This is a genomic window from Sphingomonas sp. 179-A 2A2 NHS, from assembly GCF_045371305.1.
In the GTDB taxonomy this organism is placed as follows: Bacteria; Pseudomonadota; Alphaproteobacteria; order Sphingomonadales; family Sphingomonadaceae; genus Sphingomonas.
Window position 1 is genome coordinate 330,679 of sequence record NZ_JBIQDE010000002.1, and the last position, 14,766, is coordinate 345,444.

Below are 14,766 nucleotides of genomic sequence, written 5' to 3' on the forward strand. Positions count from 1 at the left end.
AGGCTGCCCCGGCCGGGGCTTGCGCCATCTAGGAAGCCGATTGGCAAATACCATAACCGGCCGTGCACGTGCGGTTAGCAAGGCGCGCCATCCCGCTGTAAAGGCGCGGCATGATCCGCCTGACCAATTTGCGATTGCCGCTCCGCCACGCCGCCGAACACTTGCCCGCCGCCATCGCTGATCGGCTTGGCCTCGCGTCGCACGAGTTGCTTGGCCACAGCGTTGCACGGCGCGGCAACGATGCCCGCAAGCGCGGCCGGATCATGCTGGTCTATACGGTTGACGTCGAGGTCGCCGACGAGGCGGCACTGCTCGCGCGGTTCGCGGCGGATCAGGATGTTCAGCCGACGCCCGACACCGAATATCGCCCGATCGGCACGGCCCCTGCCGGCGCCCCGCGCCCGGTGGTGGTCGGGGCGGGGCCGTGCGGCCTCTTCGCCGCGCTGATCCTGGCGCAGATGGGATATCGTCCGATTGTCCTCGATCGAGGCAAGGTGGTGCGCGAACGCACGAAGGACACCTGGGGGCTGTGGCGCCGCAGCGTGCTCAACCCTGAGTCGAACGTCCAGTTCGGCGAGGGCGGGGCGGGTACCTTCTCGGACGGCAAGCTCTACAGCCGGATCAAGGATCCCCGGCATCTCAATCGCAAGGTGCTGACCGAGTTCGTCAAAGCCGGCGCCCCGGAGGAGATCCTGACCGAGGCGCATCCGCATATCGGCACGTTCCGCCTGGTGACGATGGTGGAGAGCATCCGCGAGACGATCGAATCGCTCGGCGGGGAGTATCGCTTCTCCACCCGCGTCGACGGGCTCGACATCGCCACCGACGGTTCGGGCGTGCGCCGCGTGCGCGGGCTTCATCTGGCGGGCGGCGGATACCTGGAGGCAGAACATGTCGTGCTCGCCGTCGGCCACAGCGCGCGCGATACCTTCGCGATGCTGCAGCAGGCCGGCGTCCATGTGGAGGCCAAGCCGTTCGCCATCGGCGTCCGGATCGAACATCCGCAATCCTGGATCGACCGCGCTCGCTTCGGCGACGATGCCGGCCACCCGATCCTCGGCGCCGCGGAATATCATATCTCGCATCACTGCAATAACGGGCGGACGGTCTACAGCTTCTGCATGTGCCCCGGCGGCACGGTCGTGGCCGCCACGTCCGAGGAAGGGCGCGTCGCCACCAACGGCATGAGCCAATATTCGCGCAACGAGCGTAACGCCAATTCCGGCTTTGTCGTCGCGATTGACCCTGCGCGCGACTATCCCGGCGATGCGCTCGCCGGCATCGCGCTTCAGCGCCGGCTGGAGGAAAAGGCCTTCGTCGCCGGTGGATCGAACTACAAGGCGCCGGCGCAACGGGTCGGTGATTTCCTCGCTGGCCGCCCGTCGACCGAACTGGGCAGCGTCGTCCCGTCGTACCGCCCCGGCGTGACGCCGACCGACCTCGCCGACGTTCTGCCCGGCTTCGTCGTCGAGGCGATGCGCGAGGCGATCCCCGTCTTCGGCCGGCAGATCCGCGACTATGATCATGAGGATGCGGTGATGACGGGGGTGGAGACGCGCACGTCCTCGCCGGTCCGCTTCACGCGCGGCAAGGACATGCAGAGCCTCAATACCGCCGGGCTCTTTCCGGCGGGCGAGGGCGCTGGCTATGCCGGCGGCATCCTCTCCGCCGCCGTCGATGGCATCAAGGTGGCGGAAGCGGTGGCGCAGAGCATGATGCAGGGGGCAGGTCTGGTCGGCGCGCAAAGTCTCACCGCGTGGCGCTGATCCTGTTCAACAAGCCCTATGACGTGCTGAGCCAGTTCACCGATCGCGGCACGGACACCAAGCGGGCGACGCTGTCGGACTATATCGACGTCCCCGGCGTCTATCCCGCCGGCCGGCTCGATCGCGACAGCGAAGGGTTGCTGCTCCTGACGGATGATGGCCGCCTCCAGGCGCGGATCGCGGATCCCAGATTCAAGCTGCCCAAGACCTATCTTGTCCAGGTGGAAGGCGAGCCGAGCGCCGAGGCGCTCGACCGGCTGCGCCGCGGCGTCACGCTGAAGGATGGTGTCACCCGCCCGGCGGAGGTGGAGGCGATCGACCCCCCGGATCTCTGGCCGCGCGTGCCGCCGATCCGCTACCGCGCCAGCATCCCCGATCACTGGCTGCGCCTCACGATCCGCGAGGGACGCAATCGCCAGGTGCGGCGGATGACGGCGGCGCTCGGTCACGGCACGCTCCGGCTGGTGCGGTGGAGGATCGGGGACTGGTCGCTCGACGGGATCGTGCCGGGCGAATGGCGCCGCGCGTGAAGATCTTCTTCGATGGCGGCAGCCGGCCTTCCGGCATGGAGATCGCTGTGGTCGCCGCCGGCCGCAGCTATGTCACGCGCGATCTCGGGCCGGGCAGCAGCATGGATGCGGAGTGGCTGGCGCTGATCGAGGCGACGCGGCTCGCGCATGATCTGGCCCTAGAGGATGCGTTGCTGCTCGGTGATGCCGCGGCGGTGATCGCGCAGGCAAACGGCGCCGTCCGATGCCCCGCCTCCTGCCGCCAGCATCTCGATCGTTTCCGCGCGCTGCCGCGGCCGCCGGGGCGGCTCGTAATCCGCTACCTGCGGCGTACGCAGAACCTCGCCGGCATCGCGCTGCAGAAGCTCAACGCCGGCTGATCGATCAGGCGGCGGCGCGGAAGCGTTCCTTGCGCTGCGCCTGCTGGTCCGCGCTGATGCTGTCGACCACCAGCTCATATTGTTCGGGCGTGAAGCCCGCCGCGAGGAAGCGCTCCACTTCGCGCCCCGGCACCGTATAGCCGAAGTGCCAGCTCAGCACCGCGATCCGGCGCAGCGCCTCGAGCCGCTCGTCGGCCAGTCGCGGATTGCCGCGCGACCCGAAGATCGTCCCCATCGCCACCGACAGCCGGCTCGGCTCGCGCAGCGAGGACAGCCGGTCACGCTTGGCCAGCGCCACCACCAGCCAGTCCAGCGCCGACAGGTTCGGCGCCTTGGCTTCCACTTCGGATTCGTTGACGAGCTGCGGCACGAAGGAGCGGGCGACCTGCCCGCCGACACTGCTCGCTTCGGAAAAGGCCAGATAAGCCATGGAAACTCTCCCTTTGGTACACCGGACAGCACTCGCCGTTGCCGGCGACGCACTGCGCCCGGTGGAAAATGTCGTCAGATCCTGAGAGGAAGCCTGCGGTACACCGCGTGGGAGCGGCTAACTGCGTCGCTTCACTTCATTCCGTACCAAGGGGTATATAAACCACCGACCGGCGCGTCAATCGCCTTTTCTACCGATCGGTACTTTAATCGAGCGGCCGAGCGCTACTTGCTCGGCCACATCGCCATGCTGGTCTCGATCAGCCGCTCCAGCTCCTCGCGCGTCGCGCCCGATCCGGCCTGCACTGCCATTCCCTGCAGCAGGGCATAGAGATAGCTCGTGAGCCCTTCGGGATCGACGTGCTCGGGCAGGTCGCCGTCGCGCTGCGCCTGGCGGAACCGCTCGACCAGCATGACCTGCGAGGAGGCGCGCCGTGCCACCACATCGGCCTTGATCGCCTCCGCCTCGGAACCGCACGCGACCGAGCTGATGACGCCAAGGCAGCCCTTGGGCTCGCTGCAGCTCATCTGCGCGTCGAGCGCGCCGCGCATGTAGAATTCGGCGACCTTGCGGGCGGTCGGCTCCAGCAGCGCCTCGCGGGTATATTCCAGCTTCTCGGCCTCGTAGAGGTCGAGCGCCTTGTGAAACAGCGCCTCCTTGTTGCCGAAGGCGGCGTAGAGGCTTGGCTTGGTGATGCCCATCGCTTCCGTCAGATCGGCCAGCGAGGCGCCCTCATAACCCTTGCTCCAGAATACGCGAAGCGCCGCCGCCAGCGCCGCTTCCGTGCAGAACTCGCGCGGGCGGCCCTTGGGGGCGGGGATGGTGGCTGTTTCCATAACGGCTGGTATATATATTGTCCCGTCAATGATTCCAAGCTTTTGCGGCTCGGCTAACGCATTGAGCAGTAACGGAAACCCTGCGGTTCCTCGCGCGGCCTTGTGATCACAGGCGTAACTCGCCAGCTTCTTCTACATGAAAAAGATCGGCTTCCTCTCGTTCGGCCATTGGTCCGCGTCCCCGCAATCCGCGACTCGCTCGGCGAGCGACGTGCTGCTCCAGTCGATCGACCTTGCGGTGGCGGCGGAGGAGCTTGGCGCGGACGGCGCCTATTTCCGCGTCCACCATTTCGCGCAGCAACTGGCCTCGCCCTTTCCGCTGCTGGCGGCCGTCGGCGCGCGCACCAGGCGGATCGAGATCGGCACCGGCGTCATCGACATGCGCTACGAAAACCCCTTCTACATGACGGAGGACGCCGGCGCGGCGGATCTCATCTCGCGCGGCCGACTTCAGCTCGGCATCAGCCGCGGCTCGCCCGAGCAGGTGATCGATGGCTGGCGCCACTTCGGCTACCAGCCGGCCGAGGGCCAGAGCGATGCCGACATGGGCCGCCGCCATGCCGAGGTGTTCCTCGAACTGCTGAAGGGAGAGGGCTTCGCGCAGCCCAACCCGCGCCCGATGTTCCCCAACCCGCCCGGCCTGCTGCGCCTCGAGCCGCACGCGCCGGGCTTGCGGGACCGCATCTGGTGGGGCGCCGGCTCGAACGCGACCGCGGCGTGGGCGGCGCAGATGGGCATGAACCTGCAAAGCTCGACGCTGAAGATGGACGAGAGCGGGGAGCCGTTCCACGTCCAGCAGGCGAAGCAGATCCGCGCCTATCGCGAGGCTTGGGCCGCGGCAGGCCACGATCGCGCCCCGCGCGTCTCCGTCTCCCGCTCGATCTTCGCCCTCGTCGACGATCGCGACCGCGCCTATTTCGGGCGTGATCGCAGCGAGGACCAGATCGGCGTGATCGACAATATGCGCGCCGTCTTCGGCCGCAGCTATGCCGACGAGCCCGACCGGCTGATCGAACAGCTCCGCGCCGACGAGGCGATCGCCGAAGCCGATACGCTGTTGCTGACGGTGCCGAACCAGCTTGGTGTCGACTATAATGCCCATGTCATAGAGGCGCTCCTGACGCACGTCGCGCCGGCACTCGGCTGGCGCTGAGTCGCCCCGAGCTGGTTTGCGCCGATAGACCGATCCCCGCCACCCCGGCCTTGAGCCGGGGTCCCGCAGCGTGCCCCAAATCCGCCGGCCGTTACGTCAAGCTGCCCAACGCCGCCGCTCAGCGCTCCATCAGCCGCGGCATCAGTTCCACGAAGTTGCAGGGCCCGTGGCGGCTATCGAGCTGGCTCGCCAGGATCCCGTCCCACGCATCCTTCACCGCGCCCGTCGAGCCGGGCAGGGCAAAGATATAGGTCCCGCGCGCCACGCACGCGCAGGCGCGGGACTGCACCGTCGAGGTGCCGATCGTCTGGTACGACAGCCAGCGGAACAGTTCGCCGAACCCCGGGATCATCTTGTCCGCCACCCGTTCCACCGCTTCCGGCGTCACGTCGCGGCCCGTCACGCCGGTGCCGCCGGTGGTGATGATGCAATCGACGTTCTCGTCGTCGATCCAACGGTGCAGCAGGGCGACGATGGCGTCGCAATCGTCGCGCAGGATCGCGCGTTCCGCCAGTTCGTGCCCCGCGTCGCTCAGCCGAGCGATCAGCGTGTCGCCGGATCGGTCCTCCGCCAGCCCGCGCGTGTCGGAAACGGTGAGCACCGCGATGCGCACGGGGATGAAGCGGCGGGTTTCGTCGATCGGCATTGGTCATCTATCGCCTGCCGCCCGCCCACGATCAACGCCCCAGCTTCAGCGATAGCGCTTCGTGGCGGCAGCGAAGCGGGGATTGGCGAAACTCTCCTCGAATGCCGCGGCATGGCCCGTGTCGCTCGGCGACCGGAGCATCGCCTTCAGTGTCACCAGCGCGGCGGGATCGTTCTCGGCGATTGCCGCTGCCACCGCCGCGCCGTCGTCGATCGTATCCACCAGTCCGATGCGCACAGCTTCCGCGGCGTCGATCGTCGCGCCGGTGAACAGCAGCCGCGCTGCCTGCGCTTCGCCGACCCGCGCCGACAGCCGCGCGACATCCTCGGCCGGATAAGCGATGCCGAGCCGCGCGGGCGGCACCGCGAAACTCGCCAGATCGCTCGCGATCCGCAGGTCAGCCGCCAGCGCCAGTGCGACGCCAGCCCCGAAACAGCCGCCGTCGATCGCGGCCACCACCGGCATCGGCAGGGCCGCCAGCGCGTCGATCGCGCCGCGCATCGCCAGCCGGAACGGCGCACGCCGGCCCGCGTCCTCGGCCAGCAGCGCCAGATCGCGCAGGTCTGCGCCCGCGGAAAAGATGCCCGGCGTCGAGGATCGCAGCAGCACCGCCGCCGCCGATCGCGGCACCGCGGCGATCGTATCTTCAAGCAGCCGCCAGTCCGAGGTCGCGAGCGCGTTGCGCTGCGCCGGGCGGTCGAGCGCCAGTACCGCGACCGTGCCATCGTCATCCAGCCGGATCATGCCAGCACCGTCGCCATCCGCCACCAGTGCGGCGCTTGGGTCGCGACTGCCGCATCGGCCGCATCACGCGCGGCTTCCGTATCGAACAGCGCGAAACAGGTCGCGCCCGAACCCGACATGCGCGCCATCGTCACGCCCGGTTGCGCCTGAAGCAGCGACACTACCTCCGCGATCACCGGGGCGATGGCTCGGGCAGGGGGCTCGAGATCGTTGCGCCCACCAAGCGGGTCGGCAGGATCCAGCGCGCCGCGATCCACGCCATCCCACCCGGCGAACACCGGCCCGGTCGAAACGGCAACGCCAGGGTTCACCAGCAGCGCCGGCGTGCCGGACCAGCCATCGAGCGGCACGAGCGCGTCACCCTTGCCGGTACCGAATGCGGTTTTTCCCGAAAGGCAGGCAGGCACGTCGGCCCCGAGTGCCGCGGCGATCGCCACCAGCCGCGCATCATCCGGTGCGATCCCATGCCGACGTGCCAGCGCCCGAAGCGTCGCCGCCGCATCGGCCGATCCGCCGCCAATGCCGGATGCGATCGGCAGGTTCTTCTCCAGCGCAATCGCATGGCGCTGGTCGATGCCGAAGGCGGCGCGAAACGCGTCGGCCCCGCGCACGACCAGATTGCCTGCCGGCCAAGCGTCACCGATACCGAGTCCCTCGGCGAACGGCCCGCTGATCAGCAGCGAATCTTCCGGTGCGTCGGCCAGCGTCACCACGTCGCCGTCCCGGCAAAAGGCGAACAGCGTCTCCAGGTCATGATAGCCGTCCGGGCGCCGGCGGCGGACGTGAAGCGCCAGGTTCAGCTTGGCCGGCGCGGCCTCGACGATGTGCGACATTATTTCTCTTCGACTGATCTCTGTTGGCCCGGCCCGTTCGCGATCTTGGCCTCGAGCCGCGCGCTCTCCGCGTCCTCCGCCGTCAGCTTCGCCGCGCGCCACGCATAACGGGCCTCGAACCGGCGGCCGAGCGTCCAGTAGATGTCGCCGAGATGCTCGCCGATCTCGGCATTGTCGGGCGAGGCCGCTGCGGCGCGCTCGATCAGGGGCAATGCGCGATCGGCTTTGCCGGACAGGTAATAGGCCCAGGCCAGCGAGTCCCCGATCGCGGCATCGTCGGGGCGCAACCGGTTCGCTTTCTCGAGCAGCGCTTCCGATTCCGCGATCGCCTCGCCGCGGATGATGCGCGCATAGCCAAGGTAGTTCAGCGCCAGCGGCTCGTCCGGCGCGAGCTCGACGGCCTTCTGCAGCGCGGCGCGCGCGCGCGGCCAGTCGTCGGCCTCGTCCAGCGCTGCGCCATATTGAAGCCACTGCGACCATTCGGGCGTGTCCGCATCGTCGATCAGCCGGCGATAGATCGCGGCCGCCTCGCGCGGCTTGCCCGCCTCGATCAGCAGATCGGCATAGCGCTGCGATCCTGCCCGTGATCCGTCGCTCGCCAGCGCTTTCGCCTCAGCCAGCGCCTGCTCCATTCGGCCGGACTGGCTCAGCGTCTGCACCCGGCCGGCGCGCGCCGGCTCGATATAGGGGCTGGCTTCCGGGATCTCGGCCAGCGTTGTCAGCGCGCGGTCTTCCTGCCCGCTGCGCCCCAGCGCATAGGCCAGCAGCAACTTCGCGCGGTCATTGGTCGGGTCCGCGATTACCGCCGCCTGGGCGAGCGACAGCGGAAGCGGGCCCGGGGGCCCAAGCGCAATGTCGGTCGCGACGCGCGTGAACAATATCGACGCACCGAACCCCAGCGAGGGCTTCGCGCCGCCGGCAGGCTTGGCGCGCAGAGCGGCGATCGGCGCCGCATCGCCCACCAGCAGCGATCGCGCATCCTCGGTCCGGCCCACCCCGATCAGCAGGCGCGCCGCCGCGATGCGCAGATCCTCGCCCGCCTGCCCGGTGCTCATTACCGCGCGCAGCGTCGCCAGTCCTTCGGCATGATGCCCCTGCGCGATCAGGATCAGCCCGCGTGCCTCGCCGGCGAAGCGCCGCGCCACCATGTCGTCGCGATGCGCGGCGAGCAGCGGCAGCGGGTTCTCGCCGCGCTCGAAGGCCGCCCAGCCCGCCAGCGGCGCTGCCAGCACCGCCAGTCGCCCCTTGGCGAGCCGGGCGATCGCGCTGTCCGCGGCTGCGCGGTCGCCACGCACGGCGGCATCAGCGACGATCAGAAGGTCGGCATCGGCCGGCGCGGCCGGGCCGAGCGCGCGGGCGGCCCGCAGCGCCAGTGCCAAGTCGCCCGCGCTGATCGCCTCGCGATAGGCATAGGCCGCCACCCGCGGATCGTCCGGCGTCGCATTCAGCGTCTGGGTATAATAAGCTGCGGCCTGATCGGCCGCATCGTCACCGCTCGCGGCCCGTGCCTTCAGATAGGCGAGCAGGTCGGGCGCGGCGGCATGCGCCGGCGCTGCGGCGATGATCGCCGCAAGCGCCGCCGCTGCCAGCAGCTTACATGTTGGGATAGTTCGGGCCACCGCCGCCCTCGGGCACCACCCAGTTGATGTTCTGCGTCGGGTCCTTGATGTCGCACGTCTTGCAGTGGACGCAATTCTGCGCGTTGATCACGAACTTCGGATCGCCCGTTTCCTCGCCGACGATCTCATACACCCCCGCCGGGCAGTAACGCTGCGCCGGCTCGTCATACAGCGGCAGGTCGTATTCGACCGGGATGTTCGGGTCCTTCAGCGTCAGGTGGATCGGCTGGTCCTCCTCGTGATTGGTGTTCGACAGGAACACCGACGAGAGGCGATCGAACGTCAGCACCCCGTCGGGCTTGGGATAGTCGATCTTCTTCGCCAGATCCTTGCGCCACAAGGTCTCATGGTCGGCATGCTGCTTCATGGTCAGCGGCCACTTCAAGCCGATATATTCCATCCACATCGCGATGCCGGCGATGCCCGAGCCCATGAAGTCGCCGAACTTCTTCACCAGCGGCGCGACGTTGCGGACGATCGACAGCTCCTTCTTCACCCACGACGTCTCGAACGCCGCCGGATAGGCGGTCAGCTCGTCGCCCTGACGCTGCGACAGGATTGCGTCGACCGCGGCCTCGGCGGCCATCATGCCGCTCTTCATCGAGGTGTGCGTGCCCTTGATCCGCGGCACGTTGAGGAAGCCCGCGCTGTCGCCGATCAGCGCGCCGCCCGGGAACACGAGCTTCGGGATCGACTGCAGCCCGCCGTCGCTGATCGCGCGCGCGCCATAGCTCACGCGCTTGCCGCCCTTCAGCAGCCGCGCGATCTCGGGATGCGTCTTCCAGCGCTGCATTTCGGCGAACGGGAAGACATAGGGATTGGAATAATTGAGCCAGGTGACGAGACCCAGGCTCACCTGCCCGTTCGCCTGATGATAGATCCAGCCGCCGCCATTGGTGTCGCTCTCGCTCAGCGGCCACCCTTGCGTGTGGATCACCTTGCCCGGCTCGTGCAGCGCGGGGTCGATGTCCCACAATTCCTTGATGCCAAGGCCATAGGATTGCGGATCGCAATCGGCGCGCAGGTCGAAAATGCGCATCAGCTCCTTCGACAGATGCCCACGGCACCCCTCGGAGAAGAAGGTGTATTTCGCATGCAGCTCGAGGCCCGGCTGATAATCGGGCTTGCGGGTGCCGTCGCGCGCCACGCCCATGTCGCCGGTCGCGACGCCCTTCACGCTGCCGTCCTCGTTGAACAGGATCTCGGCCGCGGCGAAGCCCGGGAAGATCTCGACGCCCAGCTCCTCGGCCTTGCCCGCCAGCCAGCGGCACAGATTGCCCAGGCTCCCGGTGTACGTGCCCTTGTTGTGCATGAACGGCGGGGTGACGAGGTGGGGCATGTTGAACTTGCCCTGCTTGCTCAGCACCCAGTGGATGTTCTGCGTCACCGGCACTTCCGCCAGCGGGCAGCCGTCCTCGCGCCAGTTCGGCAGCAGCTCGTCCAGGCTGCGCGGATCGATCACCGCGCCCGAGAGGATGTGCGCGCCGACTTCGCTGCCCTTCTCGAGCACGCAGACCGAGATTTCGGCCTCTTTTTCCGCCGCGAGCTGTTTCAGGCGGATCGCCGCGCTGAGGCCGGCCGGCCCCGCACCCACGATCACCACGTCATAAGGCATCGACTCGCGTTCGCTCATCACCATCTCCATCCGCCGGCCCCTGATCGCTAGCCTCGACCGCTAGCCTTGATCGGGCGCGCGTTCGGGCGCGCGCCGGCAACGTCCTATCCTCATCGGCTGTCGAGCGAATTGACCGCTGCGTCAACCATTGCGCTAACGGTAATGCGATGGGGGCCGAGCAAAACCACGATTGGCGGCAACAGGCCGCAAGTACACTGGAATGGTGGCGGGATGCCGGCGTCGACGTGCTCGTCGGCGACGATCCGTTCGATTGGCTGGGCGCCGAGGAGCCGCTTGCCGTAGCGTCCCCGGCGATTGCGGCGCCGGCAACTGATGCCGCCGCCTTGCCGCAGACGCTCGACGCGTTCCTTACGTGGCGCACAGGCGATGGCGCGCCGGAGGCGGGCTGGGGCATCCCCCTCGTCTCGGCGACTGGTCCGCTCGACGCCGATCTCATGATCCTCGTCGATTGCCCAGAGCGGGATGCGGCCGATTCGCTGCTTGGCGGCAGTGCCGGTCGCCTGTTTGATCGGATGCTCGCTGCGATCGGCCGCAGCCGTGCCGATGTCCACCTCGCCAGCGTCTGCGCCGCGCGCCCGGCCGTCGGCCGGCTGCCGCGCGACATGGAGGCGCGGCTCGGCGAGATCGCCCGTCACCATGTCGCGCTCGTTGCGCCGAAACGGCTTCTGGTGCTCGGTGATGCGGCGAGCCGTGCGATCCTGTCGGCGAACGTCATGGCAGCCAGTCATCATTTACAGGTACTTAACCACAGCAACGGGAAAACGACCGAAGCCATCGCGAGCTTCCACCCGCGCATGTTGGTGGAGCGGCCCGCGCTCAAGGCAGAGGCGTGGAGGAACCTGCAAATGCTGATCGCCGGGAAAACGGGGGAAACGAAGTGATCCGGAAGTTGCTGACCGCAGCATCGCTCGCCGCGATGACGCCGGTGCTGGCCTCGGCCGAGCCCGCGCGCGAGGCGTCGGCCAAGCCGGTGATCCCGAACCAGCTGACCGCGGAGCAGCGCACGCAATATCGCGCCGTCTTCACCGCGATCCGCGAAAGCCGCTGGCAGGATGCGCAGATCGGCCTCGATTCCATGGCGCCCGGGCCCTTGCACAATTACGCCCGCGCCGAGCTGTACACCGCCAAGGGCTCGCCCCGCGTCGAGCTTGAGCCGCTGGTGCGCCTCCTCACTGAAGCGCCGGAACTGCCGCAGGCGGAGGCGATCGCGCGCCTCGCCAAGATGCGCGGCGCGGAGGAGCTGCCTGCGCTCCCGGTCGCGCAGCGCCTCGTGTGGCAGAATGGCGCGCCCACCCGCGTTCGCGCCAAGGCGACGCGCAGCGATGCGATCGCCGCCGATCTTGCGCTGAAGATGCAGCCCTATGTGAAGGGCGACATGGGCCGCGAGGCCGAATCCCTGCTCGATTCCACCAGCGGGCTGACGCCGGAGGCGCAGACCGAATGGCAATCGCGCGTCGCATGGATCTATTTCCTCCAGGGGCTCGATGCCGATGCTCGTCGCGTCGGTGACAAGGCCTCGCGCGGGCAGGGCGATTGGGCCACTCACGGCCGCTGGACGTCGGCCCTCGCTGCCTGGCGCCAGAACGATTGCGCCGCCGCCGGTGAAGGCTTCGAGGCGGTCTCCGCCCGCGCCGGGGACACCGACATGCGCGCCGCCGGCCTCTACTGGGCAAGCCGCTCCGACATGGTCTGCGGCCGCCCGGACCGGATCGAGGCACGGCTCAAGAATGCCGCCCAATATGGCGAGACCTTCTACGGCCAGCTCGCCCGTCAGGCGCTCGGGATGCGCACCGCCGCGGTGAAGCCGCAGAAGGTGACCAGCGACTGGGCCAGCCTTGAGCGTCGCCCGAACATCCGCGTCGCCGCTGCCCTGATCGAGATCGGCGAGGAGGGCGCCGCCGACACCGTCATCCGCCAGCAGGCGAAGATCGGCCCGAAAGCCGAATTCGCCAGTCTCGTGCGTGTCACCGAGCAGATGAACCTGCCGGCAAGCGTCGTCTGGCTCGCGCACAATTGCCCGGAAGGGTTCGTCGCCACCGCCGATACGCGCTACCCGACGCCGAACTGGACGCCGGATACCGGGTGGCGCGTCGACAAGGCACTGGTGTACGCGCACACGCTGCAGGAATCGGGCTTCCGCAACAAGGTCGTCTCGCCCGCGGGCGCCTATGGCCTGATGCAGATCATGCCCGCCGCCGCGACCGATTACATGCGCGAGCGCGGCGTCACTGTCGACAAGACGGCGCTCACCCGACCCTCGACCAATATCGACATTGGCCAGCGCCATCTTGAGCGGCTTCGCGACATGGGGCTGACCCAGGGCCTGCTGCCCAAGGTGATCGCCGCCTATAATGCCGGACCCAAGCCGGTTGGCGAATGGAACTCGCTCGTTCGCGACAATGGCGATCCGCTGCTTTACATCGAGAGCATCCCTTATTGGGAGACCCGCGGCTATGTCGTGACGGTGCTGCGCAATTACTGGATGTACGAAGGCCAGACCGGCCGCGAGAACTCTGTCAGCCGCTCGGCACTCGCCCAGGGCATGTGGCCACGCTTCCCGGGCATGAAGGGCGAGCCCGCGATCCGCATGGCGGCGCGCGCCCCTGCGAACACCATCGCTTCCAACGCCACGGTGGCCCCGGCTTCCCGCACGACGCTCACGAGCGCGCAGTAAGAACGGGGCAGGGGCGCTGCCCGGCACGAGCCGCAGCGCCCGCCCGTTCGCGTCCACGGCTCCCGCGTCCTCGTTCGCATTCCCGTCCGTTCGGCCGGAGCAACGTCGAGGGGCGTGCGCCCATGCGCCATCTCGCCCATCGACCCGACTTGCCTCAGCCACACCCGCGCCGTCACCCTGGACTTGATCCGGGGTCCCGCTGCTGCCTTCCCACACCTATCGCAAATAACTTCGTTCGCCTCTTGTTCCGATGGAACAAACAAGATACACGAAGTTCACGCGTTGAACGGTTCGCGCGCTTGCTCTAGCGAAAGGGCTTCCCAATGGCCGCCAATCTCAAGGTGATCCCCAACAACATGGCAAGCGCGAACTCCGATCGTCAGAAGGCGCTGGACGCCGCCCTGGCGCAGATTGACCGCGCCTTCGGCAAGGGCTCGGCGATGAAGCTCGGCCAGAAGGAAACGATGAAGGTCGAGGTGGTCTCCACCGGCAGCCTCGGGCTCGACATCGCGCTTGGCGTCGGCGGTCTTCCCAAGGGCCGTATCGTCGAGATCTTCGGTCCGGAATCCTCGGGCAAGACGACGCTGGCGCTCCACGCCATCGCAGAGGCGCAGAAGGCAGGCGGCATGGCGGCCTTCGTCGATGCCGAGCACGCGCTCGATCCTGCTTATGCGAAGAAGCTGGGCGTCAACATCGACGAACTGATCGTCTCGCAGCCGGACACCGGTGAGCAGGCACTGGAGATCGTCGACACGCTCGTGCGCTCCAACGCGATCGACGTTCTCGTTGTCGATTCGGTCGCCGCGCTGGTGCCGCGCGCCGAGATCGAGGGCGAGATGGGCGACAGCCATGTCGGTCTCCAGGCTCGCCTGATGAGCCAGGCGCTGCGCAAGCTTACCGGCACGATCAGCCGGTCGAACTGTCTCGTCATCTTCATCAACCAGATCCGCATGAAGATCGGGGTGATGTACGGCTCGCCTGAAACGACGACCGGCGGCAACGCGCTGAAGTTCTACGCCTCGGTGCGTCTCGACGTGCGCCGCATCGGCTCGGTCAAGGATCGCGAGGAAGCGACCGGCAACCAGACGCGCGTGAAGGTCGTCAAGAACAAGGTCGCCCCGCCGTTCAAGCAGGTCGAGTTCGACATCATGTTCGGTGAAGGCATCTCGAAGCTCGGCGAGATGATCGATCTCGGTGTGAAGGCCGGGCTCGTCGAGAAGTCGGGTTCCTGGTTCAGCTATGATTCGATCCGCATCGGACAGGGCCGTGAGAATTCGAAGGGCTATTTGCGCGACAATCCCGAAGTCGCGGAGCGGCTGGAACGCCAGATCCGTGCGCGTCAGGAAGGCCTCGGCGAGGAACTGATGGCCGGCCAGACCGACGAGGATGACGTCTGATCAATCGTCAATTGCCGGCCGGCCATGTCCAGCGCCGCTGATCCAGCATCGACGAGGGGCCGGTACCGCAAGGTGCCGGCCCTTCGCACGTCGTGGGGAACTGCATCTGTTGGAGAAAAAAGCGCCAGCGCCTCAACTTCCTC

General features: G+C 67.9%; 14 protein-coding genes. 7 read left to right on the forward strand and 7 right to left on the reverse strand.

The features are described 5' to 3' along the window. Window positions 1-110 precede the first annotated feature (110 nt). The 3 genes from ACH0AE_RS04790 to ACH0AE_RS04800 are packed head-to-tail and all read left to right on the forward strand — an operon-like array spanning window position 111 to window position 2,655. The gene (locus ACH0AE_RS04790) at window positions 111-1,766 is read left to right on the forward strand and encodes an NAD(P)/FAD-dependent oxidoreductase (protein ID WP_294443482.1); all 1,656 of its coding nucleotides are present in this window, start codon (window positions 111-113) and stop codon (window positions 1,764-1,766) included. Continuing rightward, window positions 1,757-2,296, forward strand: a complete 540-nt coding sequence (locus tag ACH0AE_RS04795) for a pseudouridine synthase (RefSeq protein WP_294443483.1) — start codon at window positions 1,757-1,759, stop codon at window positions 2,294-2,296. The genes ACH0AE_RS04790 and ACH0AE_RS04795 overlap by 10 nt, the downstream gene beginning before the upstream one ends. Next, complete coding sequence (locus tag ACH0AE_RS04800) at window positions 2,293-2,655, forward strand: hypothetical protein (protein WP_294443484.1); 363 nt, start codon at window positions 2,293-2,295, stop codon at window positions 2,653-2,655. The genes ACH0AE_RS04795 and ACH0AE_RS04800 overlap by 4 nt, the downstream gene beginning before the upstream one ends. Window positions 2,656-2,659: 4 nt before the next feature. Here the strand turns inward: ACH0AE_RS04800 and ACH0AE_RS04805 are convergent, their stop codons facing one another. Both ACH0AE_RS04805 and ACH0AE_RS04810 read right to left on the reverse strand, forming a co-directional pair. Then, window positions 2,660-3,085 (reverse strand): hypothetical protein, encoded by a 426-nt coding sequence (locus ACH0AE_RS04805; protein WP_294443485.1) that lies wholly within the window; start codon window positions 3,083-3,085, stop codon window positions 2,660-2,662. A gap of 224 nt (window positions 3,086-3,309) precedes the next feature. Continuing rightward, on the reverse strand, window positions 3,310-3,921 hold the full coding sequence (locus ACH0AE_RS04810; RefSeq protein WP_294443486.1) for a TetR/AcrR family transcriptional regulator: 612 nt from the start codon (window positions 3,919-3,921) through the stop codon (window positions 3,310-3,312). Window positions 3,922-4,057: 136 nt separating this feature from the next. Here ACH0AE_RS04810 and ACH0AE_RS04815 point away from each other — a divergent pair, with 136 nt between their 5' ends. Then, a complete protein-coding gene (locus tag ACH0AE_RS04815; RefSeq protein WP_294443487.1) occupies window positions 4,058-5,074 on the forward strand; it encodes an LLM class flavin-dependent oxidoreductase in 1,017 nt (338 codons plus the stop codon). A 118-nt stretch (window positions 5,075-5,192) separates the two neighbouring features. Here ACH0AE_RS04815 and moaB read toward each other — a convergent pair whose 3' ends face one another. Genes moaB through ACH0AE_RS04840 form a run of 5 tightly spaced genes read right to left on the reverse strand, consistent with a single transcriptional unit; the run spans window position 5,193 to window position 10,549 of the window. Next, window positions 5,193-5,720: a molybdenum cofactor biosynthesis protein B gene (moaB, locus tag ACH0AE_RS04820; protein WP_294443488.1), complete on the reverse strand. Its 528-nt coding sequence runs from the start codon at window positions 5,718-5,720 to the stop codon at window positions 5,193-5,195. 45 nt (window positions 5,721-5,765) lie between these two features. Further along, complete coding sequence (locus ACH0AE_RS04825) at window positions 5,766-6,488, reverse strand: enoyl-CoA hydratase/isomerase family protein (RefSeq protein ID WP_294443489.1); 723 nt, start codon at window positions 6,486-6,488, stop codon at window positions 5,766-5,768. Beyond that, on the reverse strand, window positions 6,461-7,297 hold the full coding sequence (locus ACH0AE_RS04830) for a 4-(cytidine 5'-diphospho)-2-C-methyl-D-erythritol kinase (RefSeq protein ID WP_294443490.1): 837 nt from the start codon (window positions 7,295-7,297) through the stop codon (window positions 6,461-6,463). Before ACH0AE_RS04830 ends, ACH0AE_RS04825 begins: the two co-directional genes overlap by 28 nt. Next, complete coding sequence (locus ACH0AE_RS04835; RefSeq protein ID WP_294443492.1) at window positions 7,297-8,916, reverse strand: tetratricopeptide repeat protein; 1,620 nt, start codon at window positions 8,914-8,916, stop codon at window positions 7,297-7,299. Before ACH0AE_RS04835 ends, ACH0AE_RS04830 begins: the two co-directional genes overlap by 1 nt. Then, window positions 8,891-10,549 (reverse strand): electron transfer flavoprotein-ubiquinone oxidoreductase, encoded by a 1,659-nt coding sequence (locus ACH0AE_RS04840; protein ID WP_294443494.1) that lies wholly within the window; start codon window positions 10,547-10,549, stop codon window positions 8,891-8,893. Before ACH0AE_RS04840 ends, ACH0AE_RS04835 begins: the two co-directional genes overlap by 26 nt. 149 nt (window positions 10,550-10,698) lie before the next feature. On the opposite strand from ACH0AE_RS04840, the gene ACH0AE_RS04845 reads away from it, so the two are divergent. The 3 genes from ACH0AE_RS04845 to recA all read left to right on the forward strand — a co-directional run bounded on the left by ACH0AE_RS04845 (window position 10,699) and on the right by recA (window position 14,623). After that, window positions 10,699-11,433 carry a uracil-DNA glycosylase family protein gene (locus ACH0AE_RS04845; protein WP_294443496.1) on the forward strand — a complete coding sequence of 245 codons (735 nt, stop codon included), beginning with the start codon at window positions 10,699-10,701 and terminating at the stop codon, window positions 11,431-11,433. A gap of 35 nt (window positions 11,434-11,468) precedes the next feature. After that, entirely contained in the window at window positions 11,469-13,226 is a 1,758-nt protein-coding gene (locus ACH0AE_RS04850) for a lytic transglycosylase domain-containing protein (protein ID WP_294443512.1), read from the forward strand. A gap of 323 nt (window positions 13,227-13,549) precedes the next feature. Beyond that, window positions 13,550-14,623 (forward strand): recombinase RecA, encoded by a 1,074-nt coding sequence (recA, locus tag ACH0AE_RS04855; RefSeq protein WP_294443497.1) that lies wholly within the window; start codon window positions 13,550-13,552, stop codon window positions 14,621-14,623. Window positions 14,624-14,766: the final 143 nt, after the last annotated feature.

Bases quoted from the DNA above. Each gene is read 5' to 3' on its own strand.
- ACH0AE_RS04815 (WP_294443487.1), top strand. From the start codon at position 4,058: ATGAAAAAGATCGGCTTCCTCTCGTTCGGCCATTGGTCCGCGTCCCCG.
- ACH0AE_RS04840 (WP_294443494.1), bottom strand. From the start codon at position 10,549: ATGAGCGAACGCGAGTCGATGCCTTATGACGTGGTGATCGTGGGTGCG.
- ACH0AE_RS04790 (WP_294443482.1), top strand. From the start codon at position 111: ATGATCCGCCTGACCAATTTGCGATTGCCGCTCCGCCACGCCGCCGAA.
- ACH0AE_RS04805 (WP_294443485.1), bottom strand. From the start codon at position 3,085: ATGGCTTATCTGGCCTTTTCCGAAGCGAGCAGTGTCGGCGGGCAGGTC.
- moaB (WP_294443488.1), bottom strand. From the start codon at position 5,720: ATGCCGATCGACGAAACCCGCCGCTTCATCCCCGTGCGCATCGCGGTG.
- ACH0AE_RS04845 (WP_294443496.1), top strand. From the start codon at position 10,699: ATGGGGGCCGAGCAAAACCACGATTGGCGGCAACAGGCCGCAAGTACA.
- ACH0AE_RS04830 (WP_294443490.1), bottom strand. From the start codon at position 7,297: ATGTCGCACATCGTCGAGGCCGCGCCGGCCAAGCTGAACCTGGCGCTT.
- ACH0AE_RS04850 (WP_294443512.1), top strand. From the start codon at position 11,469: ATGACGCCGGTGCTGGCCTCGGCCGAGCCCGCGCGCGAGGCGTCGGCC.
- ACH0AE_RS04810 (WP_294443486.1), bottom strand. From the start codon at position 3,921: ATGGAAACAGCCACCATCCCCGCCCCCAAGGGCCGCCCGCGCGAGTTC.
- recA (WP_294443497.1), top strand. From the start codon at position 13,550: ATGGCCGCCAATCTCAAGGTGATCCCCAACAACATGGCAAGCGCGAAC.